The organism is Chengkuizengella sediminis, assembly GCF_010078385.1.
GTDB lineage: Bacteria > Bacillota > Bacilli > Paenibacillales > KCTC-33759 > Chengkuizengella > Chengkuizengella sediminis.
In genome coordinates this window covers 245,013-271,654 of sequence record NZ_SIJC01000004.1, presented here as the reverse complement: position 1 = coordinate 271,654, position 26,642 = coordinate 245,013, and the positions used below count along the sequence as shown (strand labels likewise).

11 protein-coding genes are annotated in these 26,642 nt (G+C 35.5%); 10 read left to right on the top strand and 1 reads right to left on the bottom strand.

The features are described 5' to 3' along the window. Positions 1-372 precede the first annotated feature (372 nt). From EPK97_RS10515 to EPK97_RS10505, 3 genes are all read left to right on the top strand, one after another. On the top strand, positions 373-1,116 hold the full coding sequence (locus tag EPK97_RS10515; protein ID WP_162036572.1) for a VanW family protein: 744 nt from the start codon (positions 373-375) through the stop codon (positions 1,114-1,116). 333 nt (positions 1,117-1,449) lie between these two features. Beyond that, positions 1,450-4,557 carry a hybrid sensor histidine kinase/response regulator gene (locus EPK97_RS10510; RefSeq protein ID WP_162036571.1) on the top strand — a complete coding sequence of 1,036 codons (3,108 nt, stop codon included), beginning with the start codon at positions 1,450-1,452 and terminating at the stop codon, positions 4,555-4,557. 178 nt (positions 4,558-4,735) lie between these two features. Next, positions 4,736-5,866, top strand: coding sequence for a response regulator (locus EPK97_RS10505; RefSeq protein ID WP_162036570.1), 1,131 nt, complete (start codon positions 4,736-4,738; stop codon positions 5,864-5,866). 363 nt (positions 5,867-6,229) lie between these two features. Here EPK97_RS10505 and EPK97_RS10500 read toward each other — a convergent pair whose 3' ends face one another. Then, positions 6,230-6,562, bottom strand: a complete 333-nt coding sequence (locus tag EPK97_RS10500) for a helix-turn-helix domain-containing protein (RefSeq protein WP_162036569.1) — start codon at positions 6,560-6,562, stop codon at positions 6,230-6,232. Between the two features lie 653 nt (positions 6,563-7,215). Between EPK97_RS10500 and EPK97_RS10495 the strand changes: the two genes are divergently transcribed. The 7 genes from EPK97_RS10495 to EPK97_RS22575 all read left to right on the top strand — a co-directional run bounded on the left by EPK97_RS10495 (position 7,216) and on the right by EPK97_RS22575 (position 26,610). Further along, positions 7,216-14,847 (top strand): S-layer homology domain-containing protein, encoded by a 7,632-nt coding sequence (locus tag EPK97_RS10495; RefSeq protein ID WP_162036568.1) that lies wholly within the window; start codon positions 7,216-7,218, stop codon positions 14,845-14,847. 259 nt (positions 14,848-15,106) lie between these two features. Beyond that, entirely contained in the window at positions 15,107-15,412 is a 306-nt protein-coding gene (locus tag EPK97_RS10490) for a DUF2019 domain-containing protein (RefSeq protein ID WP_162036567.1), read from the top strand. 486 nt (positions 15,413-15,898) lie between these two features. Continuing rightward, a complete protein-coding gene (locus EPK97_RS10485; RefSeq protein ID WP_240903774.1) occupies positions 15,899-16,873 on the top strand; it encodes an RCC1 domain-containing protein in 975 nt (324 codons plus the stop codon). A gap of 25 nt (positions 16,874-16,898) precedes the next feature. Further along, positions 16,899-17,669: a tyrosine-protein phosphatase gene (locus EPK97_RS10480; RefSeq protein WP_162036566.1), complete on the top strand. Its 771-nt coding sequence runs from the start codon at positions 16,899-16,901 to the stop codon at positions 17,667-17,669. A gap of 1,016 nt (positions 17,670-18,685) precedes the next feature. Further along, positions 18,686-19,498, top strand: a complete 813-nt coding sequence (locus EPK97_RS10475) for an FxLYD domain-containing protein (protein WP_162036565.1) — start codon at positions 18,686-18,688, stop codon at positions 19,496-19,498. Positions 19,499-19,567: 69 nt separating this feature from the next. Next, positions 19,568-21,829, top strand: coding sequence for an S-layer homology domain-containing protein (locus tag EPK97_RS10470; protein WP_162036564.1), 2,262 nt, complete (start codon positions 19,568-19,570; stop codon positions 21,827-21,829). A gap of 425 nt (positions 21,830-22,254) precedes the next feature. Further along, positions 22,255-26,610, top strand: coding sequence for a cadherin-like beta sandwich domain-containing protein (locus EPK97_RS22575; protein WP_420826786.1), 4,356 nt, complete (start codon positions 22,255-22,257; stop codon positions 26,608-26,610). The last annotated feature ends 32 nt before the right edge of the window (positions 26,611-26,642 follow it).

Sequence of the window (26,642 nt, the reverse complement as noted above, 5' to 3'; positions counted from 1 at the left end):
AGTTTCTTTAATGGATGTTTATTAAAAAACTTTATTTTACTTATTTTTTGCCGTTCAATGATTTTTTTGAATGGCTTTTTAATGTACATAAGAAATTATAACTTCCTTTTATCTTGTCTTGAAATAAGTTACTATTATAGATTCCTTACATAGTCATTGTAAAAATTTGTGAGTATTTTGTGAGGGGCTTCTGATATACTTTGTTTGTTTTTAAGACTATATACTATAAGTATTTTTTTTGATGTAAAAGAAAATTATAGAAACGGAGACAATGCAATGTTTTTTTTATTAAAGAGAAAGGTACTTTCTTATTTTCCCTCATTATACAAGGTGCGTATCTTTCAGTTAAGGTTTAATAGACATCTTAAAAATATGTCGAACTCTCAGAATTATACAACTCAGATATTAGAACAAACTTTACCTTTTACTTTGAAAAAACATCAATCTTTATTGAGAAGAAGGTTAGGTTCCTCAGATACAAGATTACAAGAAAACAAAATTGTGAATTTAAACCTCTGTATCAATAAGATGGATGGGGTAGTGATCAACCCTGGAGAGACATTTTCATTTTGGAAGCTGATTGGCAATCCAACTGCTAAAAAAGGATTCATAGAAGGTTTGTTATTATCTCAAGGACAGGTTAGTACTGGGATTGGTGGAGGTGTGTGTCAATTAGCAAATTTATTGTATTGGTTGGTTTTACACACACCTTTAAAAGTGGTGGAGAGACATCATCATAGCTTTGATCCATTTCCTGACGATCATAGAGTTCTTCCGTTTGGTAGTGGAGCAAGTGTTTTTTACAATTATATTGATTTTAAGTTTTATAATCCAACGAATCAAAAGTTTCAAATAAAGTTATGGTTAACAGAGAAACAACTTAAGGGAGCTGTTCATAGTGATATGGAATGGAAATACTCCTATCACATTGAGGAAAAGAATCATAAATTCATTCAAAAAGATGGGAAAAACTATCGCGAGAATGAGATTTGGCGCCGAGTAGTTGATAAGAAAACAGGAAATACAATGAATAGAGAGTTGATTGTTCATAACTTTTCTGAGGTAAAATATGATCTAGTAATAGATAATGAACAAAAAGAAGAAAACAACATATAGGTTAAGTTCTTTAATTGATTTCACTTATTTTTTTTGCCATTCAATGATTTTTTTTGGATGGCTTTTAATTGTTAGACCATCTTCTTCAAGAGGGAGGAAACAGCCTTCTTTCACCTGATAAGGTCATCTAACTTTCAGCAGAAGATATAAAAACTCCCATTGAAAGCAAGGTTATCTTTATCTTGAAAAAAGTTACTATTATAGATTCCTTTTCATAGTCATTGTCGAAATTTGTGAGAATTTTGTGAGGGGGTTTTGATATATTAATAAGAATGTTTTAACACGAAGAATCTGGAAGATGATCTTATAAGGGTTAGTAGGGAGAATAGCGTGATGAAAAAAGGCGCAATCATATTAGGGATTATTATATCATCATATGTGATCAATTTTGGAGTAGTAAATTTTGTTGCAAGTCAGTTTGAAGTTGATACACCTGTAGCTCAGAAAGGAGTATTAGATTTAACAAACTGGGATTTCTCAAATGGAGGAATCGTTCCACTTGACGGAGAATGGGAATTTTTCCCTGATCAATTATTAGACGTTAATGATTTTATGGAAGATATGAGTCATAACCTTTCTCCTGTATATGTTCAGGTTCCAGCGAATTGGACCACTTATGATATCGATGGTCAATCCATGAGTCCATATGGAAAAGCAACCTACCGTTTAAAAATTAGTATTGATGAAGAAAATCAAGTTTTTGGTATTAAGTCATCGTCTATTCATATGTCTAATCGGATTTTCATTAATGAGGAGGTAGTTGCTTCCAGTGGAGATCCAGGTGAAGAAGATGTCTACATACCTACGAATAGACCGTATGTTGTTTATTTTACATTAAATAAAGGGTTCAATGAGATCATCATACAAGTGGCCAATTATGATTATTTAGTTGGTGGAGGAATTATCAACTCTATCAACTTTGGGGAGCAACAGCATATTTCTTATTTTAGAGATATAGTCATGATGCATGATTGGGTACAGACATGTGTTTTTATTATCATGGGTCTTTATTTTCTTGGAATATACTCACAGAGGAAGAAGGATTTATTCTTCTTGTTTTTCTCCATATATTGTTTACTCGCTGGATTATTTACTGCTGTTCATGGTGAAAAAATATGGTATATGATATTTCCTGATACTTCATATAATACTTTTCTGAGGTTACAGCTAAATACAGGTATGATTGGATGTATTTCCTTTTATTTATATATCTATAATGCATTTAAAGATGTTGCCTCAAAGAGGGTTGTATGGACTGCAGTAATAATAGGGTCTATCATGGTACTGTATTATATTTTTTTTCCAAATTTTGTACCACTTTGGATGCACATACCCATCGCTATTTTTATAGTTTTTGCACATGTTTTTGCTACGTATGTGTTGATTTCAGCAGCATCAAAAAAAATGGAAGGTAGTTTCTATATGATTTTTGGTGCGATTGCAATGAGTGGATATGTACTTAAATATATTATGGCTATCTATGATATCCTATATGAAAATGTATTGTTATCTATATTTCCAATTGAGCCTTTTGTTTTTTTGTTGATGTTCTCCTTATTGATGTCCTTGCGATTTTCAAATGCCTTCAAGAAAAATGAACAACTATCTCAAGAGTTGCTAATCGTTGATAAAGTGAAGGATGAATTTCTAGCTACAACATCACATGAACTCAAAACACCTTTACATGGAATTATTAATATTTCATCATTTTTACTTGATGAAAAAAATGTGGAAAGTTCAGTAAAACAAAAGGAAAATCTTCCATTGATCCATGATACGTCCATGAAGTTATTTAACTTAGTGAATGATCTCATAGATGTGACTAGATTGAAAAATGGGGAATTTAGGTTACAACTCACAAAAGTCGATTTGAAAGTATCCACTCAAATTGTGTTTGATATATTGGCCTTTGAGATTCGAGGTAAACAAATAGAACTCAAGAATGAAATAGATGAAGTCTCTATTGTTATTGCAGATGAAAATCGAATCCGACAAATATTATATAATCTTATTCAGAATGCAATTAAACATACAGAAAAAGGTCAAATCAATGTTTCTTCTAAACTAATGGATGACAAAATCTATTTTTATGTAGAAGACACAGGAATAGGGATCATAGAAAAAAAACAAGAAGAGATCTTTGGTTACTTTGAACAGATAGACCAGTGGTCTCCACAAAATGGTTATCAAAGTATGGGACTAGGTTTATATATTAGTCGACAGCTTATCGAAAAAATGAATGGTGAGATTTGGGTGGATTGGTCTGAGGTAGGAATAGGGACTAGATTCGGTTTTGTGTTACCAAAAGCAGATTGTCCGGAACAAAGAGTGGAGGGAATTTTACACCAGCAGGTCAGTATCCCACTGAATAAAGTGGTTTCTTCACAACATGATTTTGATATCTTAAATGGACATGAACATACGATACTCATCGTGGATGATGAACTATCCAATATTCAAATATTATTAAATGTATTAACCAAACATAAGTACAATGTCATCACTGCATTCTCTGCAAAAGAAGCGTTGAGGAAACTAGAAAAATTCAAACAAATTGATCTGGTAATATTAGACGTGATGATGCCAGAAATGTCAGGTATTGATTTGTGTGAAAAAATAAGAAAGACCCACTCGTTACTCGAATTACCCGTATTATTCGCAACCGTAAAAGATTTACCAGAAGATATTGAGCTTGGATTTAAAGCAGGTGCCAATGATTATATTACAAAACCGTTTGATGCGAAAACAATTTTAGCTAGGATTCAAACACTCTTATCCATGAAAACATCCATAGAAGAAGCATTTCAAAATGAGATGGCTTTTTTACAATCTCAAATCAAGCCTCACTTTTTATACAATGCAATTAGTATTATTATCGTTTTTTGTTATACAGATGGGCAAAAAGCCGCACATTTGTTGAGCATGTTAAGTCAGTATTTGCGTATTATTTTTAATACTGACCATACAACAACGTTAGTCTCATTAGAAAAAGAATTAAAGTTAGTAGAAGCCTATGTTGAGATTGAAAAAGCTAGATTTGATCGTTTTCATTTTCATGTTGATATAGATAAAGGGCTAGAAAAATTGCTTATTCCACCCTTGTGTATCCAACCTTTTGTGGAAAATGCAATTCGTCATGGTCTATTTGAAAAGGATGAGGCAGGGCAGGTGACTTTAACAATTCGTGATCATGGAAGGTATATAAGTATAGTTATAGAAGATGATGGAGTAGGTATACCCGGTGAGATATTAAAACAATTAGAAAATGGACAAGTGAAATATTCAGGTATAGGAATGACGAACATCAAAAAAAGACTCGAATCCATTAAGGGTTCTAATATTGAAGTAAAATCAACCTTAGAAGAAGGAACAATAGTAAAGATAAATTTACCTAAACAAAAGATGGATAAAATACGACTTGCATCAACAACCGTCCGATGATATTTTGGATGGTTTTTCTTACTTTTTTAATAAGATATGAGTCATTTTAGTTAATCACACTTGACATTATGGCATAAAGCCACCAATATATAGAAGGAATGAATATATATGTTCCATTTATTGAATTATGTGTATAACGGTAGATTACTTTGGTTAGAATCAAAAAAGGATGAAGGCTATGCTTAGAGTAATGATTGTTGAAGATGAACTTCCAATATTAGGATTGATGGAAATGGTTATTCAAGAGAACAATCATTTATCGATTGTAGGGAGTTTTACAAGTCCTGTTGAGGCACTGGATCATTTTCTAATAAAGAAACCGGATGTTGTTTTTCTAGACATTGAGATGCCAAAAATGAATGGATTAGAATTGGCTGAAAAAATGCTGCAAATGAATGAAAATATCCAGATCATTTTTACAACAGCTTATCAGCAGTACGCTTTGGATGCATTCAAGGTTCACGCCGTTGATTATTTACTAAAACCAATCACCTCAGATTCGATTAATCGTATTACAAATCGTCTTTTAAAAACACACAATCTATTAGTGTCTAAATCCAAACAAATAGTTGAGACTCAGAGCGTATCCATTCATTGTTTTGGGACCTTCGAAGTGAGAGCGAGTACTGGGTCGGTAATAAAATGGCCTACAAAAAAAACGGAAGAACTTTTGGCATATCTTCTCATGAATTCTAATCAAACCATTTCAAAGTGGAAATTAGTTGATTTGTTCTGGCCTGATATGGAAGAAAGTCGTGCAATTCATAACTTGCATAATACGATTTATAGATTAAAAAAAGCGTTGAAAGAAAATAACATTTTAATTCAAATTGAAAAATTAAATAATGGATATTTATTAAAAAAAGAGCAGAACGTTTTTTTTGATGCTGAAGAGTTAAGAAACTATACAATAAGGCATTCAGAAGTGACAATGGAAAATTTGAAGGAAAGTGAGCAGGTTTTTTCTTTATATAAAGGTACTTTGTTTGGGTCAAGGGACTGTGAATGGGGTTTGAACTTTAAGGAAGAATTATTGGATCATCATACCAAGTTAACTCAAAATTTAGTGGCATATTACATTAAAACTGGGAGTATTGATCAAGCTGAGCACAAGATTAATCTTTACTTATCGATGTATCCTCTTCATGAAGAGTTGAATTTGATGCTCTTAAAAATCTACTCAACTTATTACACCGAAAGTAATCGCTTGAAAGAGCATTATTACTACTATGAGAAATTATTAAATGAAGAGCTTGATGTTGCACCACCACTAGAAGCTCAAAGGATATTTAGGAAAATAAATAATTAATTTATACATTTGGTAAAATTATTTACACAGAAGGTATAAACATATATAAGAACAGGGAGATTTTTTTAATTCTGTTCTTTTTTTCTTTGAAAAATAGAAGATAAGATCGAATTTGGTCGAGTTTGTGAGAATTTTGTGAGGGGACTTTGGTATTATCTAATAGGATATCTTACAAGAGTTTAACTAACATCAAATATAGTATATAAACAATCTTTTGTTTAGGCAGAAGGGGATTTTTTTGAGGAGGAATGTAACGTGGATAATAATGTTGAGCAAGCAAAAGAAATTCTAGCATCATTGGAAATATTAGATGAAATCGATGAAAATAAATTGCTAGACTTTATCTTGGATTTAATGGAGTAATTATTTCTTTTTTGAATCCCATAACAATTTGATCACTTCATGGAATTTTTTTTGATCTTCTTCATTTGTTAAATCGATGTTAAATTCTCTCATCACTTCTTTAATAATTGCAGAAGTTTTATCATCGGAAAGTTGTGGATTTTTTCTTCCTACTAAATAATCAAGTGATACATCAAAAAAATCTGCTAATTTATTTAGTGTAGCAAATTCTGGAACTCTTCGATTAATTTCATATTGCGCGTAGGTAGATCTTGATATATCCAACTTTTCTGAAACATCTTTTTGAGTTAAATTCAATTTTTTTCTTAATGAAACTAGCCGATCACCTAACACATGTATCTGCTCCCTTTTTAAGTAAGTTTAAAGAATATTATTAATATACTATTTTTTTTGTGCAATAATGTGGCTGAATGTGACTCTAGGTATGTAATAATTTTATAACCTATTCAAATGAAAAACAATAGTATCTTAGTCCTGTTTTAAAAGCAGATAAATCTACAGGTGGTGAGTAATATATAAAGAATTATAATTTTAATGTTTAGAATATTGAAGTTAGGATATGTTGATTCATAGAAACAACCAACAAAACCATGAATTTTTTGTATAAACAAATTAATTATTATTATTTTTTTAAGCAATGATGTGGCTTTAAGTGACTATGGTGCTATACATTATAAATGCAAGGAACAATACTTATTGTTCCTTGCATGAAGAGATAACAATACTATAAGGTGGCGAATCATTATATGAGGAAAATGTTTTAAAGTTAGGAAGAGTAAAGTATAGGAGTGCTTTTTTAAAAATTTTTGAGTAATATTGTGGCTGGATGTGACCATGGTTTTATACATTCATATTTTGGTGGCTGAATGTGACTTTAGGTACGTAAAACTGATCCACAGTATTTTTAAACTTATTATTTGATAGATCAAAAGAACTAGAAGGATATTTAAAATATGTTCTAAATATTTTACAAAGGAGTAATTAAATTGTTATTTAGTAATCACAAAAAAAATAAATTTGTATCTTGTGTACTTATTTTATCTATGTTATTCATGAGTTTTTTACCCCATGTAAGTATGGTATCTGCGGAAGACAGTAATGTAACTGAAACACCTATAAACGAGACTGCTAACGTTGATACCGATCTTTCCTCAGAGGGAGGCAGAAGTATAGACGAAGAAAAAGCTGATGATTCTCAAGAAGAGGATCTGAGTGAAGAAAACGAAGAAGTTAGTGATGATATTCAAACGTCTGATGAAAGTGATATGACTGTAACTTCTAGTGTGTATAATCCAACAGCAACAGAAATATTTATTCTACATATTATTGATGCACAAGATGCAGAGGGCAATCGTTTAACTGGAGATATACAAGTGACAGTGGTAAGTGATGATATTGAAGAGGGGGCAGATGGGACGATTCTCAGCGGTGTAGTCAACTTTTCAGAAGGAACTGCAGACATTCCTATTTTCTTAAACGATGTAGGAGATCACAGTCTAGCTGTAACGGTTGATGGGGTAACTAATGTCAGTAATGTTATGGTAGAAGTCTTGGAATTAAGTAAAATGTTGGAGCAAGCTCCTATGTTTTCACAAATTAATTCTTCCGGAGCTACTTATGTTACGGGTACTGATAATGAAGATAATGATGGTACTAGTTCTCCTGACCATGATATGGGAGAGGGTTTGAAGAAAGGGAATGAGTGGAACGAGGACATAATAAGGGGGAGTGATTGGATAGACGTAAATAGTCCTAATCACCCTATAGAGTTTAATATAAATGTTAACGGACAGCTTCCTGAGGAAAGTGCGACATTAATCATATATGCTTATGATGTTGATGAAGAGTATACAAATAGTGAAGGGGACGAGAAGGATGAAGTCTTCTTCAATGGTGAATCTGTTGGTTTTTTAAGTGGTGCTAATAACGAAATAAGTACAACTAGTTTTGTACTCGACCCTGATTTAGTTCATCAAGGGGATAACTTGGTCGAAATTGAAGTTGATGACGATCGTAATACTGCAGAGTGGAGGTTGCAGGTGAGATGGGGGCAACTACTTATTGATGGTGGATCCGGGGAGGATTTTGAGTTTACAGATTTGAAACTGCAGAATGTAAACAATGGACAAGACGAAGTTACTTTTGATGCAGTGGTGACAGGTCAATCAAATAAAGATTATGATTATAGATTGGAATTGAATATCATTGATCCGGAAAGCAACAATGTTTTTCTAGAGCATTACTATTATACTAATCCAGATGAAATAACTGAGACAGCAGAAATGAAGTATAATACGGATTCGCCGACAGGAACATATATAGTGAATGGTTACTTGTTTAATGATACAACAGGGGTACTGCAACAGGTGAGAAGCACTACCTTTTACCATGAACAAGGTGTAGGTATAGTTCCTCCTGAAATTGAAAAAGTAACTTCTTCAAATGAAAATCGTACTTATGGTGAAGGTGAGCTTATATTAATCGATGTTATCTTTGATGCAATCGTTCACGTTACAGGTGAACCAAAGCTGGAGTTGGAAACTGGAGACATTGATCGTTATGCGAAATATATTTCTGGAACGGGTACAAATACTTTAACCTTTGAGTATATCGTTGAAACAGGTGATTTGACACCTGATCTTGAGTACACAGGTACTGGTGCTTTGGAATTAAATAATGGATCGATTCTTGACAATTTAGATAACAGTGCAAATGTTACGCTTCCAATTATTGGAGGTGGTAATTCACTGTCAGATCTTAAGGATATTGTTATAGATGCTAAACCAGTGAAAATCATAACAGCAGTTCAAGCAGATTTTAGTGATACAGAGCGTTTTGATTTTACTGGTAAAAATAATAATTCTCCAACAGCGGTAGATGATGATAATAATCCTGATACTCCTCCAGTACTTCGTCTTACTGAGAATAGTGAGAAGCAAGCGGGTAGCGCATTTATTGAAGATAAAATTTATATAAGGGATGCAGATTCATTTAGTACTTATTTTACATTTCGTATAGATCATACAGACACCGGAGGTGCTGATGGATTTGCATTTGTAATTCAGCCTATTTCCAGTGGAGAGTTAAATGATGGTGGCGGGATAGGTTACGCAGAAATTAATAGAGGATTAGATGATGGTACAGATGGAAATGAAGCGATATTAAAAAGCTTAGCAGTTGAATTTGATACTCATAATAATGATCAGTGGGTAGTACCTGATGATCTTGGTGAACAAAATAGTAATAATCATATTGGAATAAATGTAGGAGGACACATTAGATCTGTAGCAGTACAATCAATAGATGAAAGTTTCATAAATTTTAATGATGGCTCTGAAGTGCATGTTTGGATAGATTATGGAGAGAGCAGTAATAATACGATTGAAGTAAGAATTGCAAAAAGTAATAACAGGCCTGATTCAGCAATTTTATCCTATAACCTTGATAATTTAACTCAGTATTCTTTTGATGAAGATGGGAGTATTAATTTAGGTGGGAATTTTGACCTAACCGGTAATTTTGAAGGTGATATACATGATAATGGTGTTACATTAGGTGATATTATAGGTGAAGATCAAGCATTTATTGGATTCACCTCTGCAACTGGTCCACAATATGAAGCACATTATATTACTTCTTGGTATTTTGATAATAAATATAATCCAATAGATCACGGGGATAATGATTATGAACAAGCTCCAACAATTGAAATAACAAATGTAGAAAAGTTAAAAGATAATCAATTTGAAATTACCGCAGTAGTAACAGCTAACGATGAGGATGGCAATCCATATGTAGTCGTAGATGAAAAAGTTACTTTTAAAACCAATCTTGGGTACGTAACTCCTGATAGTTTGGCAACTGATGAAAACGGTGAGGCAGTAACAATTCTTGTTTCTGATGAAACTGGATTTGCAACTATAACGGCTATCTTGGATAGTGGGGATACTGCTGAAACAATAGTAGAGATAATAATTCCATCAGAACCAACAGTAGAGAACATTGAGAAGACAGGAATCGAAGGAAGTACAATCTCCTTCGAATTCACAGACTTTAGCGGTAAGTTCGAGGATATAGATGGAGATAGTTTAACCACAGTGAAGCTTACAAGCTTACCATCTACAGATATAGGCACATTGAAGTTAGGGGATGTGAATGTTACTGAAGGACAGGAAATTCCAGTAAGTGACTTAGGAGATCTCAAGTTTGTCCCAGCGGAAAACTGGAACGGAGAAATTGAGTTTACTTGGAATGGTTCGGATGGAACAGCTTATGCGGATGATCCAGCAACAGTAACGATCAAACTAAGTGCAGAAAATGATAAACCAACGGTATCAAACATTACAAAAGAAGGAACCGAAGGAAGTACAATCACGTTTACGTCCACAGACTTTAGTAACAAGTTTGAAGATGTAGATGGGGATGATTTAGCCACAGTAACACTAACAAACTCACCATCTACAGATATAGGCACATTGAAGTTAGGGGATGTGAATGTAACTGAAGGACAAGAAATACCTTTTAGTGAGTTAGTCAACTTAACGTTTGTCCCAGCAGAGAATTGGAATGGAATTACAACGTTTGGTTGGAATGGTTCGGATGGAACAGCTTATGCGGACGATCCAGCTACAGTAACGATCAAACTAAGTGCAGAAAATGATAAACCAACGGTATCAAACATTACAAAAGAAGAAACCGAAGGAAGTACAATCACGTTTACGTCCACAGACTTTAGTAACAAGTTTGAAGATGTAGATGGAGATGATTTAGCCACAGTATCACTAACAAACTCACCATCTACAGATATAGGCACATTGAAGTTAGGGGATGTGAATGTTACTGAAGGACAGGAAATTCCAGTAAGTGACTTAGGAGATCTCAAGTTTGTCCCAGCGGAAAACTGGAACGGAAGCACAACGTTTAGTTGGAACGGTTCGGATGGTATGACCTATGCTGATAATTCAGCAACGGTAAAGATCGAACTAACCGCAGAAAATGATAAACCAACGATATCAAACATTACAAAAGAAGGAATCGAAGGAAGTACAATCACCTTCGAATTCACAGATTTTAGCAGTAAGTTCGAGGATATAGATGGAGATAGTTTAGCTACAGTAACGCTAACATACTTACCATCTGAAGATATAGGCACATTAGAGTTAGGCGATGTGAATGTTACTGAAGGGCAGGAGATTGCAGTAAGTGACTTAGGAGATCTCAAGTTTGTCCCAGCAGAGAATTGGAACGGAACTACAACGTTTGGTTGGAATGGTTCGGATGGAACAGTTTATGCGGAAGATCCAGCAACAGTAACGATCAAACTAAGTGCAGAAAATGATAAACCAACGGTATCAAACATTACAAAAGAAGGAACCGAAGGAAGTACAATCTCCTTCGAATTCACAGACTTCAGCAGTAAGTTTGAGGATATAGATGGAGATAGTTTAGCCACAGTGAAGCTTACAAGCTTACCATCTACTGATATAGGCACATTGAAGTTAGGGGATGTGAATGTTACTGAAGGACAGGAAATTAGTGAGCTAGAAAACTTAACGTTTGTCCCAGCGAAAAACTGGAATGGAAGCACAACGTTTGGTTGGAATGGTTCGGATGGCAAGGCTTATGCAGAGATAGATGCACAGATAAGTATTACTATATTTCAAGATCTAGACGGTTGGGTAGGAGATCGTGAACAAGGAGATGAGACTCCTATAATCGTGTTGCCAGGAAACCCATTAAAACTATCAGCAGTAAGTTCACTAGATGCAGAGAAAGTAATTGCAACATATACTTTTATAAGCGATGGTCATGAAACTATAGAACAAGTAGAATTGAATTTATCTAATGCGAGTACAGTTGATTTAGATAATGAAAAAGTTTGGACTAACATCAAATATTACTTATCAGATCATATTTTACAAGATGAATACGAAGTAACGTTCAATGCTTATGATGAGAATGATAATGTGGTACAGACTGAGGAAGAGAGTCGTATCTCTGAAGATAATAAGTTCCACGTAAGAACAACAATTGACTTGGAAGGAACGATTACTGATCAAGAAACGAAGGAACCTATTGAAAATGCTAAGGTTACTTTGTACGATTCAGCCGGGACTATTCAAATAGCGGAAGTTCATACAGGAGTAGATGGGAAATATTCTTTTGAAAATATCAGAACTAATACTTATTTAATTGAGATTCAAAAATCCGGTTATGGTATAAAGAAAAGCTCCATTCATGCGATACCAGAAAACGTAGAAGATCAGAAAATAGTTCGTGATTTTGAATTAGTGGAATTTAGTTTAGAGTTATTTGCAGATCCGAGTGCTATCGTAGGTGATGGTAAATCTACATCAGAATTAAAAGCTTTGTTGAAAGATAAAGATGGAAAAGTTATTCCAGGAGTAGATGTTGAATTTTCAGCGCCAAGAGGTTCATTTGAGAATTCGTTTGATCTTCAAACAGCAATATCACAAACGAATGGACAAGGAGAAGCATTTGTAACTTATACTTCTGAAAAAATTGAAGGGGTATTATCTCAAAGCATAGTTGTCCAAGCCAGAGCAGAATACAATGGATTAATTGCGATTGAAGAAATCATAGTGACATTCCAACCGGGATCAGTTAAAGGGATTGTCACACAAAACGAAGATTTGGACGGTGATGGAAATCCGGATCCTATTGAGGGAGTAACAGTCATAATTACAAAAGACTTTGATGGTGATGGAAACATAGATTTCTCTGCAGAAGCGAAAACTGACTCAGAAGGTAAATATTCTATCGCAATTCCACGTGGTGATGTTGAGTATGATGTTACTATTATTAAAACTATTGAGTTGGATAATGAAACAAAGGAAGTTGAATTTCATCAAAGTGCTGAAGTTGGTGAAGTAACGGGTAAAGGTGAGGAAGATTTTGATTCCACGAAGACTATCACTGGGGTGATCGGAAGTAAAGAATCCAGTGGGGAATCAGGACTAACACCTCCTGTTAATAACAACTTGAAAGTTTATCTAAAGGATTCATCTGATCAATACATTTTGGACGCAGAGGGACAACCGAAAGGATTCCCAGTAGATGAAGACGGGATTTTCAACGCTGAAGATATTAATATAGGAGATTATGCATTAGAAGTACGTTATGTACATGACGACGGTGAAGAGATCATTATTAACGAACGTAAAGATGGTTCTCTGCCTAAAGTCAGTGTGAACAATAATGGTCAGTTAAACATTGTTGAGGAATTGATTGATCCTTATGGTGTTATTACAGATCAAAAGACGGGTGAAATCATTAAAGATGCGAAAGTCGTTCTATACTATGCGGATACAAAAAGGAATAGGAATAATGGTATTACACCAGATACGAAGGTGGAACTTCCTGAATTAGTTGATTTTGCACCGAACAAAAATCATAATCCACAATACAGTGATAGCTTTGGGAATTATGCGTACATGGTTTATTCATATACAGATTATTATTTAACATCAACTAAAAGTGGTTATTACACCTATACAAGTCCGATTATTTCAGTGGAAACTGCTATCGTACGACATGATATAGAAATGGAGAAAAAGCCTAGTAATAATGGTGGGGGAACTGTAATTATCCCAGTAAATGAAATGGATGTTGCAACGAATCTTTCAGTTGAACAAAGCATCTACCCTGAAGGTAGTCAAGCACCAGTAAAAGTAGACTTCATCAATCTATCAGAGGAGACGTTGAAGAAGGGGGTATTACAAGTTGAAATCCCATCAGACGTGAAAGTCATCGATGCGGATGGCGGAGTAATGGACGATTCAACAATCTCTTGGGAACTGAAGTATGTGGAACCTGAGCAGGCAATTAGCTATGAAATTATGATTGAATTACCGAAGATTGGATCCGAGGAGAAAAATTTTGAACTGACTTCCGACTTCCTATATGCTGGAGAACTTGAACATCCAGAATCGGCTAAGTCATCAGTGAAGCTGAAAGTGGTATCTAATCGTTATGGTTTACATGAACATGAAAAATACATCATGGGATATCCAGATGGCACGTTCAAATCAGAAAAATCATTAACTAGAGCTGAACTTGCTGCTATGATGGCGCGATTGATCGGCAAGTATGATAGTGCGAATGCTTCATACAAGGATGTTGATAGAGAGTATTGGGCTTATGAATATATTAACGTGGTAACAGAGCAAGGTTTATTTAATGGATATATAGACCATTCATTCCGTCCAGATCAGGCCATCACTCGAGCGGAACTAGCCATTGTGATCACTCGTTATTTGGATCTACAGGTTGGTGCACCGATAGAGATGCATTTTGAAGATATTGAAGGAATTTGGGCTGAGGCAGCGATTGAAGCATTGTATCGAAATAGCATGATTAATGGTTATGTTGATGGTACTTTCAAACCAAATGATCCTATCACTCGTGCTGAAACAGTAGTTTTGATCAATCGTATGTTGTATCGTGGACCGCTAGAGAATATCAGTCCAACATTCCCGGATGTTAATCCAACTTACTGGGCATTTGGACATATTGAAGAAGCGTCCGTATCTCATAAATCACAGTATAAAGAGGGGTACGAGGAATTCATACAAGAAATAGAAGATCAAGTAGAATAATTTGGTACACTAATCTCAATAGAAATGATAGAGAATATTAGTTGAAACAACATAGTAAACCAGAATCTTATGTGGATAATCATTCACATAGGATTCTTTTTTCATTTGTAAATTATTAAGCTCTCACCTTTTTTAAGAGAAGAATGAAAACGGAAAACTTTTTCTTTATACATTCTTGTGAGAATTTTGTGAGAGGAGTATGATAACATGTTTTTAAAATGTGAATAAATAGATTGAAGTTATATTGAAGGTGATTTAGTTGATTAATTTGGATAATTTAATAGAAGACTTTGTAGAGGTATCTACCCAGTTTGGTGAGGCAGCTAAAGCTGGGGATATAGTCAATTTAAATAAACAAATGTTAAGGATACATGAGATAAGAAGACATTTAAAGTCTATGAATTCTACAATTGAAATAGTTAGGTTAATCAATCATCCAAATGAATTTGTACGTCTAAAAACGGCATATACATTATTATTGCTAGCACCCGAAAGAAGTAAGGAGATGCTTAAAGAGCTTTCTGCAAAAGAGGAATTTTGGAGCAATGGATTAAAAATCATATAACCATGAAATGGAGATAGACGTATTGAGCGTCTATTTATTTTGTATATTTTTGAAATGCAGGTCACCAATAAGTAATTTTTCAACACAAGTTACCCGGAACACGTGAATTCTCGGTTGAAGCAGGATACACAATCTACCAACTTCTGCATGGAGAGTAGCTTAGTGATTTTCGAAAAATTAGCGTCGACCTATTCAATGGCTTGAATATTGTAACGGATGTAAATAATGAAACTGCAGGGGATGATGCAAATCATTCCCTGCTTTTTTTTGTGACATGAACCTTCAAAAAACAATCCATATTCAATTTATTGCTCAACAATTAACTCACTTTGTTGCGACGGATGAAGCTGAGCATGATGATTTAATCCAACTTTCTCTCAAACCAGGCTTTTGAGAGTTTTTTGCGAGAAGCGTTATTTATAATTGGAATACCCGTTATTTTAAAATAAAACGTAGTGAAATTCGCACTACATGGGTGGAGAAAAAATGTATATTGAAAATGCAACCTTAAGTGACTTGAATGAAATAAATATGCGAGGAGAGAGGATTGTGAAACATGCAAAGAATGTGAACTCGTTATCAAGAGCAGCATTACCAAGTGAAAGATTACTTTGTAGTTCAGATTTTAATCCAGCCCGTATTTCAGCAGGAGGAGAACATACGGTAGGGTTGAAATCAGATGGGACCGTTCAAGCAATTGGATTGAATATTAACGGACAGACGAAGGTATCTAATTGGACAGATATTGTACAGATTTCTGCAGGGATTTATCATACAGTGGGACTGAAATCGGACGGAACTGTAATCACAACTGAAAAAAATGACTTATCTCAGGAAGATATTTTGGGGTGGACAGATATTGTACAGATCTCTGCAGGGTTAGGATGTGCAGATAGATTCTCACATACTGTAGGTTTAAAATCAGATGGGTCGGTGGTGGCGGTAGGAAATAACACCTATGCCCAAACCAATGTATCAAATTGGACAGATATCGTGCAGGTCTCTGCAGGAGGGGGACACACCGTAGGTTTAAAATCAGATGGATCGGTGGTGGCGATAGGAAATAACAGCTATTCCCAAACGAATGTATCAAATTGGACAGATATCGTGCAGATCTCCGCAGGGGTCTACCATACGGTAGGATTAAAATCAGACGAAACAGTGGTTGCAGTTGGGAAAAATATTTCTTACCAGACGAATGTGTCTAGATGGACAGATATCGTGCAAGTCTCTGCAGGACATTCACATACCATAGGATTGAAATCAGACGGAACGGTGGTCACAGTCGGTAGAAGTGCTTCTTTCCAAACCGATGTATCTAAATGGACAGATGTTGTGCAAGTCTCCGCGGGATATTTCCATACCGTAGGATTAAAATCGAACGAAGTCATCATAGCAGTTGGAGACAACTTATATGGTCAGACGAATGTTGAAAGTGGGTTTCTAATAGATCCTTTATAAATAAAAAAAGTGAGTGTGACGGAACATGATTGTGATTGATATAAATGGCAATTTTTTAACAAAGATGGATTGTAACTCTAGAGATTGGTTCTGGAAATTAAAAGTATTAAAGAAAGCAGAGCAGAGAGGAATTACACATATTGTATCAACACCACACTTCAATAAAGAATACCTATTAAGTAATAAAGAACACCTTTTAGAAGTGATTTCTGAATTAAATGAGAATGTAAAAAAAGAAGGCATAAATATAAAAATATTAGCAGGTCATCAAGTGTTAATATATGAAGATCTAGTTAAAGATTATATAAAAAATAGTGTTCTCTCTCTTAACAATAACCATCAATATATTTTTATTTCATTGCCTCCAACCGATATCCCACTTTATACACACCGAGTGATATTCGAACTTCAAATGATAGGTTTAAAACCCATTATTGTTTTACCTGAACGAAACACAGCCATTGTTGAAAATCCAAATCTATTATATCAACTTGTATGGAAAGGCGCTTTCACTCAAGTTGGAGCAGCGAGTATAACAGGAGAATTTGGTAAAAAAACACAAAAACTTGCACTTCAATTTATTGCTCAACAATTAACTCACTTTATTGCGACGGATGAAGATGAATATGATGATTTAATTCAATCTTATAAGAAAATCCATCACAAGTTCGGAGCAGACACAAGATATAAAATGTTAGAAAATGCAAAGAAGTTAGCTGATAACAGGATGGTCACTGGTGAAGAACCTGTAAAACTGAAAAGAAAAAAATGGTGGAATATGGGAACAAGTTTGTGAGGATATGGTTTCTGGATTACATATCAGGAGGTTCTATGATTGAGCAGAAATAAAATCTATATCTTAATAATTTTAGTATGTTATTTGTTAGCAAGTATTTTTTTGTGGAAAATACATCCCATGCTTCATTAGATGATGGACTTTTATATGAAGTGTTAAGAATGAAACAAATATCTAGGAGGGAAGTAAAATGACAATGCTAGAACAAAAATCAATGAATGAAGATGGTTTATCAGTGGAGAGAGACTTGGTAAAAGAAAATGAAAAACAAATATGTATATGAAGATGGATTGGATTTTTTTAGAGGGGCCCTATGGACATTCTCTGTATCTATAGCTTTATGGTTATTGATTATAGCAGGGTTTCAGATGATCTTTGACAAAATGTTTTAAAGTTAATTCAACTATAAAATTATACATGACCAGCACCTCCGAATATTATTAGTTGAAGGGGTATACGTGATATATTCAATTCTGAGTATTTGTAAACGGTTTATAATTCGGATAAATCGAAACAGTAAGAAGTTAAACTTCAGGTCAGAAATATAAAAAGAGTCTAGTACATAATAGTGTGCCAGACTCTTTTTCGTAGTGTGCCCAGCATGGGTGTAATCTATAGGGTGAAAGTCCCGAGCTGTGAAGACAGAAGTAGGCAGTTGGCTTAATGCAAGGGTGTCTTTGGTGACGCGGAATTTATACAAAATGAATCCATTCAACAAAATTTTCATGATACTACCAAGGGATTCAACTCTCAAACCAGACTTTTGGGAGTTTTTTGAGAGAAACGTTAACTATAATTGGAATGTTCGTCAATTTCGAATAAAGCGTAGCTAAATCGCTGGGCGAAGAAGAAACCTATATTTTTCAATTCTACGGGGTGCATTTACTTTATCTTCAGAAATAGTTGGTTTGGATAAAAAGGAGGGAGGATTTAGTCGAATATCAAAAACTGCAGAGCAGAAGTCATATCAAATCATATCGTGGATTGAACATGAATTAGAAGGAGAATAAAGAAAAATGAAAAAAATATTTGTTTTATTAACATTGATGGCTTTAGCGTTAGTTCTTATAGGGTGTTCAACGGATGAAATATCAGGAATTAGTGATAACGGTGAATTATCAACTAAAGAGAATAATACAGAAGGAACCGAAAGTGCAGAAGGAAACACCGAAGAAAAGAAAGACAATACAGTGAATGTTGAACAAGAAGAAGAGAAAGAAAGTGTAAACCTTGAAATCATACAACAAAGTGAAGCAGCGTGGGTGGACTCTATCGGAACAGTATGGGTACATTCAGCAGCTATATTTGAAAATACTGGAGATAAGCCAGTTAAAATTGGTGAAGCTCAAATGAACTTTAAAGATCAAGAAGGTGGAATTCTTGGTACAGCGACGTGGTTATATGCAGTTCCCGATGTTGTTTTACCAGGTCAAAAAGCTTTTATTTCAGAAAGTACGTTTTTAGATGGCATTAGTGACGCAAGTTTATTCAAAGAAACATCGTATAACTTTGATTACGAAAAAACAATAGAAGATCCAAATTTAATGGAGGTTTCAGGAGTGAAAGGTTTCCAAGGTGATGAATATGCTCCTTATAACGTTACGGGTTTAGTGAAAAACTCTACGGATAAAAAGCATGAAAACATAAATATAGCTGCGGCTTTATATGCTGAGGATGGAACACTTTTAGGCATATTAGAGGGGATTGTGGATGTAGGTTTAAACCCTGGTAGTGAAGCTGGCTTTGAGCTATCTTACCCAGAAATACCAGAAGAATATGGAAGTCAAGTTGTAAGTGTTGAAGTGTTGGCCTACGGTTGGGATTTTTAAATATATTCTAAAAAGTGAACTAAACATCGGAAAATCAAATTGAACAAGAATTAGGAGGAGAATAAAAAAATGAAAAAAATCATATCTATATTGCTGACATTTGTCATGTTTTTTTCAATGGTACCTTATATTTCAGCAGTGGATGAGTTAACAGTAGAAGAGAAGTTTGATGTGTTGAGGGGAAAAGGTGTTTTTGATGGTTATGGTGATTGTTTACCTCATTTAGATGATGATATGTTACGTGAGCAAGCGGCGAAAGTAATTACGTTATTATTTATACTTAATCCGCTAGAACCCCCAGAAACAGGAACCTATTCGGATGTCAAAATCGAAGGGAACTGGGCATATCCCTATATCGAAGTAGGGACTGCTGCTGGAATTATTGATGGAATCGGAAAAGGTTTATTTGATCCTAAAAATAATGTAACCAAGGAACAATTTGCTAAATTATTGGTGGTAGGCTATGCAAATTACAAAGGTTTAGAAATTGATGAATCTGGCTATGTGGGTCCAAGTGTAAGTGGGTGGGCGCAAAAATATGTAGCTCAAGCGCTAGAGTGGAAATTAATCAATGAACAAGAGGATTACAAAATCGATGGAGACCGTAATTTCTTAGTCGATTCTGCATATGAAACATATATCGCGCTTGATATCCAACCTAATTTAGAACTACCACATGTTGTTGATTATAAAGATGCAACAACGACAAGTGTCACTCTAATTTTTAGCGAAGATATTGAAGTAAATGATGATTATTTTAAAAACTACTTCCATACCTGTAATGCATACCCAGTTGATGAGAAAGATAAAGAACAAGGTGAGATTTCAATTGATGGGAATGAATTGACACTCACTTTTAAAGAAAATAAATTCCCAGAAGGTAAAGTATATATTTATATTAAAAAAGGATCTGTAAATGACTTAATGGGTGATTTAAATGATTTTATAGTGGTTGAAATTGAAGTGAAAAAGATTAAAGTCACTACTTCTCCTTCACGAACTACGTCAGAACCAGAACCAGAACCAGAACCATCTGATCCAATAGAAAAACCAATATTAAATTCAAATAGCGATAATGAAAATGGAAATAACGTAAAGTTTTTTGGTCATTCTTACTTATTTGAGCTACAATCTGGATATGGTTCAACAACAATTAAAAATAATGATGATAATGATACAGTTCAGCTGGTGATAAGTACGGATGGAAATCCTACGGATGGGTTAGAGGGACTAGAAGATGAAGATGATAATAGAACAATCATCATTGAATCCAATGTATCTCCAGAAGGAGTAATTGATCTTTCATATATGTACTTTGATATAACAGGCGAGGCTCCTTTATTTGAAGATTGTGGACAACAATGTTCTTCTCCTTATAGTTTAGAAGATGTCTATTATGTTTACGCCATCGATGTTGATGACCCCAATAATATTTCTGAAAAAGCAGATCATACCATCAGTGCAAATCTATTAGTGAATTCTGGAGATTCTGTTTTTAATAAAGAGGCTATTGATTTGAACCCTACCTCTCATTGGGAATATATAGGGAATCCAAATCGAGGTATAAATGGTGTAGAAATTATTTTGACTCACAACTTATCTGGTGAAGAGAAAACATCAAATGTTGGCGAAGATGGATGGATTGAAATTGATTTAACAGGTTGGGCTGATGGCGAATATGATATTTCTGTAAAAATCGGGGATAAAACAATTCCAACAGATGAAAGTATAACAATCGATACCCAAGTAGCCAAACCTATTTTAAATAATGATGTTACTATAACGACTAACAATAGGGATTCGGAAACAACGATTGAACTTCCTGAATATTCTTATCTCTATTTATCTCCTGATAATGATCTATCTGACGGTTTAACTGATTTGATTCTAATAGCTGTTAATTTACAAGGAGATTATAATCTGAAATATAATAATGATAGCTTTAATGATAAAGATGGAGTGACATTGTATATATATGCTTACGATTCATCTGGAAACTTTTCAGAACCAGCGGCTAATACGATTTTTGTAGATACTGTGGCACCAAATGCATTAAATAATGGAGAATCAATGGATGTCTCTCCAATAAGTGGTGATGTGTATTATGATGAAACAGAAAAAGAATTAGTATTCACTAATTTAGAAAACAATGTAAAAAAAGTTAAAGTGATAAATTCAGGGATTACTCATGAGGGAGATGTCAATTCAAATCGAGTAGAGTTTGATTTTAGCTATGATTTTGCTCATGAGGCTACTGTTGTATTAATTGATGAAGTAGGGAACGAGTCAGGAGAAACAGAATTATCAATCAGTTCAATAGTTATTCCTTGATCTTTCTGATCTGATCTGATTATACTTGTAGATTACAGGAATTAATAAAATAAATGACTTCGGTTTTGAACGTATTGAATCGAGGTCATTTTTTCATTCTTACAAAATAAGTACGAGAGAAGGTTATCGCTTAAGCGGTTGAAGATATTGCTTGCTTGAGGGAGGTAATTGATTGCAACAAAATATTCAAATTACATTGAGGCAGGAGATAATACAACCGTATTTTCCTGCTTTTTTTGTGCCAACAAAGTTGAATCAGTAGAACGTTTTCATGAGACTAAGAGGTTCAAAAACCAGACTTTTGAGAGTTTTTTGCGAGAACCGTTATTTATAATTGGAATGTTCGTCAATTTCGAATAAAGTCTTGCTACATTCAATCTATTTTTTGAACAGAATGATCCGTATTATGAAGGGAGAAAGAATAAGTGAAAAATCCGTTTTATAAAATGATATCACTATTTTTAGTCACAGTCTTATTTATTCAACCTGTATTTCAACAACAGATGCATGTAAGTGCAGCACCTCAATTGAATCATGCAAATTTAAAAGCTTTAGTGGCAAATGGGGATGAGGGTGTAATAAATCAAAATTTTACAACACCAGCCAATTTAGGCGGGGATATTGACATGGGGGGGATAGATATCCCCTTAGAACAACAAAATTTTGAGATTGATACGGGTCAAAGCCATCAACTCGATAACCTCAGTAGAAACGCAAATTTAGCAAATTTAAGCGATTTAACAGTAAGTGCTGGTATCTTGGTGTTTGATCCAAATCAAACCGAATATGCAGTAGAAGTAGATAACGGACTAGATTCCATTAAGATCACACCCACAGTCGATCACGTTAACGCAACGATCAAAGTAGATGGGGATATAGTACCAAGTGGAAGTGAGGTAAACATTCCTTTAGACGCAGATGAGGACACAACAATAGAAATAAAAGTGATAGTAGAAGATGAAATAACAGAAAAAACATACACCATGACAATAACAAGGGCAGCAGCAATAGATATCGCTGATTTGAAATTGGAAATCACATCAGAAAATGAGGTCTATGTTGTAGGGCAGACCATTGAGTACACCATGACAGTCACGAACAAAGGCACGATACCGCTCACCAATATCATTGTGAAGAATGACATGCTAAATATAGATGAAAACTTTCCAACCCTTATGGTGAATGAGAGTAAAACATTGACAGGCACTTATGAAGTCACAAACGACGACCTAATCAATGACCAAGTGGTGAGTGTTGTAACGGTGGTGAGTGATGAAACGGCAGAACAAAAAGCTAGTTATACGGTGACCATTTTGAATGAGATCAGATCACTAAAAACATCTCAATCGCTCAATGTTTCGGACATTCCTCCAACCCTTATTGCAGCAGGATGGGCTCATACAGTAGGATTAAAATCAGACGGAACCGTGGTAGCCATAGGCTGGAACGATGATGGACAGACGAATGTATCTGGATGGACAGACATCAAGCAGGTAGCCGTAGGAGATGCTCATACAGTAGGATTAAAATCAGACGGAACCGTGGTAGCTGTAGGAAGGGAAGATTATAGACAGACGGAAGTGTCAGGCTGGACAGAAATCGAGGAGGTAGCAGGAGGAGGGAATCATACAGTAGGATTAAAATCAGACGGAACCGTGGTGACCGTAGGGTTGAATAATTTTTACCAGACGGAAGTGTCAGGCTGGACAGAAATTAAGCAGATAGCAGGAGGAGGATATCATACAGTAGGATTAAAATCAGACGGAACCGTGGTAGCTGTTGGATTGAACGGCGATAGACAGGTGGAAGTGTCAGGCTGGACAGACATCAAGCAGGTAGCAGCAGGAAATCAACATACAGTAGGATTAAAATCAGATGGAACCGTGGTGGCCGTAGGATTGAACGGTGATTCGCAGACGGAGGTGTCAGGCTGGACCGATATCGAGCAGATAGCAGCGGGAGTGTTTCATACAGTAGGATTAAAATCAGACGGAACCGTGGTAGCCGTCGGACTGAACGCTGAAGGACAGACGGAGGTGTCAGGCTGGACCGATATCGAGCAGGTAGCAGCTGGAGAGTCTCATACAGTAGGCTTGAAATCAGATGGAACCGTGGTGGCCGTAGGATTGAATGGTGATAAACAGACGAATGTGGGAACATGGATTTTACACGATAATGTAGTCATGGAGTTAGAAAATATAATGAAGGAAGATTTAGCAGAAGAAGCAAATCTTACAATAGCTGAAGAAGCATTACGGAAAGCAATAAACACATTGTCGACCCTTTCTGATAGTGAGGATAAAACAGCATTAGAAGAAAGAGTAAACAATGCAAAACAGACGATAGTAGAGGCAAGAGTCGAATTAGGTAGTGCATACTTAAGTAAATTAACCGTAAGTGAAGGAACTTTAAAGCCAACATTTGATGTTCTCACTAATAGTTATCATATAAATGTAAAAATCGTAACAAAAACCATTACAGTAACACCAACAGCTGAAAATGAACGGGCCATGATTACAGTGAATGGTGATCCAGTGGCAAGTGGATTTGAATCCAATGCTATTGATCTAGATGTCGGCCAAAATAACATAAAAGTCATTGTCACCTTAGAAAATGGACCGACAAAACAATACACCATTACAGTCACAAGAGCCACATCCGTAAATATTGCAGCAGGTTTTATGTATACATTAGGATTGAAATCAGACGGAACCGTGGTAGCTGTAGGAAATGACACTAATGGACAGACGATTGTATCTGGATGGACAGAAATCGAGCAGGTAGCAGCAGGAGACTTTCATACAGTAGGCCTAAAATCAGACGGAACCGTGGTAGCCGTAGGATGGGGCGATGATGGACAGACGGATGTGTCTGAATGGGAAGATATCGAGCAGGTAGCAGTAGGATGGGGTCATACAGTAGGATTAAAATCAGACGGAACCGTGGTAGCCGTAGGATGGGGCGATGATGGACAGACGGATGTGTCTGAATGGGAAGATATCGAGCAGGTAGCAGCAGGATATTTTTATACATTAGGATTAAAATCAGACGGAACCGTGGTAGCAGTAGGATGGGACGACGATGGACAGACGAAAGTGTCTGAATGGGAAGATATCGAGCAAGTAACAGCAGGAAGTTCTCATACAGTAGGATTAAAATCAGACGGAACCGTGGTAGCCGTAGGAGATAACTATCATGGACAGACGGATGTGACTGAATGGGAAGAAATCGAGCAGGTAGCAGCAGGGTTTGGACATACAGTAGGATTAAAATCAGACGGAACCGTGGTAGCCGTAGGAGATAACTATCATGGACAGACGGATGTGACTGAATGGGAAGATATCGAGCAGGTAGCAGCAGGAATGTTTCATACAGTAGGATTGAAATCAGACGGAACCGTGGTAGCCGTAGGAAGGAACAATTTTGACCAAACGAATGTGTCTGGATGGATTTTACACGATAATGTATTCACGGAGTTAGAAAGTGCAGTGAAGGAAGATTTATCAGAAGAAGCAAATCTGATAAGAGCTGAAGAAGCATTAGAAAAAGCAGAAAATACATTGTTAGCCCTTTCTGATAGTGAGGATAAAACAGCATTAGAAGAAAGAGTAGCGAATGCAAGAGCAATAATAGAAGCTTTCATGAATGCAAACTTAAGTGGCTTAACCGTAAGTGAAGGTACCCTCAGCCCAACATTCGATCCGGACACCATCGAATATGGAGTATTCGTAGCCAACGAAATAACATCCATTAAGGTTACACCAACAATAGATCATGAAAAAGCAAACGCAACGATAGAGGGGAGTCCTAATGATCTAAAAGTAGGTGACAATACCATCAAAGTCATCGTCACCTCAGAAGATGGAATAGCGATAAAAACATACACCATTACAGTCACAAGAGAAAAAAACGTCCCATCTGCTCCAACGGAGATCATAGCAACAGCAGGGAAAAATGGAAAAGCGACGGTTCAATTTACAGCCCCAACCGATGATGGAGGAAGTGAAATTACTGGTTATGAGGTCTCAGCTTCACCAGGGAATATCAAAGTGATTGGAACAGAGAGTCCGATGACCATTACGGGTCTTTCTAATAGTAGAACTTACACTTTTACAGTGAAAGCGATCAATAGCGTAGGTAAAAGTGAAGCTTCAGAGAAGTCGAATGCCGTGAGTCCACGGTCAACTTCTAGTGGGGGAAGTAACAGTGGTGGCAGCAATGACGACAATACTGAGGATGAGACTGAAAAAGAAATAACGATTGAAGAAGAATTAACCTCAGAAGAAAAGTTTGAGGCATTAAAAGTATTAGGTATCTTTAGTGGTTATTCAGATGGTTTACCGTATCTAGAAGATCAAATGACAAGAGAACAAGCAGCTAAAATTATTGTTTTACTATTTGGATTGGATCTGGCAGACTCCTCCCAAGATGCTCAATTTACGGATGTTGACAAAGAACATTGGTCTTATCCATATATCGAAGCAGCATCAAAAGCAGGCATTATTCATGGAGTAGGCAACGGTCGATTTAACCCAACTGGAAATATCACTTATGAACAGTTTATTAAAATGGTAGTTGAAGGATATGCTTCTATGAAAGGATTAGAAATAGACGAGACTGAACAAGTGAATACTGGATATGCAAGTGACTGGGCTGAGAAATATGTAATTGCAGCGATACAGTGGGAGCTTATTGAAGATCGAGAGAATTATAGGTTGATCGCAACACGTGAATTCTTAGTTGAAGCAGCATACACAATGGTTCAAATCCTTCATGAATAAAATGGAAACCTAGAATTAATATGAGAGAAGCA

Bases quoted from the DNA above. Each gene is read 5' to 3' on its own strand.
- EPK97_RS10505 (WP_162036570.1), top strand. From the start codon at position 4,736: ATGCTTAGAGTAATGATTGTTGAAGATGAACTTCCAATATTAGGATTG.
- EPK97_RS10470 (WP_162036564.1), top strand. From the start codon at position 19,568: ATGAAAAAAATCATATCTATATTGCTGACATTTGTCATGTTTTTTTCA.
- EPK97_RS10515 (WP_162036572.1), top strand. From the start codon at position 373: ATGTCGAACTCTCAGAATTATACAACTCAGATATTAGAACAAACTTTA.
- EPK97_RS10475 (WP_162036565.1), top strand. From the start codon at position 18,686: ATGAAAAAAATATTTGTTTTATTAACATTGATGGCTTTAGCGTTAGTT.
- EPK97_RS10480 (WP_162036566.1), top strand. From the start codon at position 16,899: ATGATTGTGATTGATATAAATGGCAATTTTTTAACAAAGATGGATTGT.
- EPK97_RS10485 (WP_240903774.1), top strand. From the start codon at position 15,899: ATGTATATTGAAAATGCAACCTTAAGTGACTTGAATGAAATAAATATG.
- EPK97_RS10510 (WP_162036571.1), top strand. From the start codon at position 1,450: ATGAAAAAAGGCGCAATCATATTAGGGATTATTATATCATCATATGTG.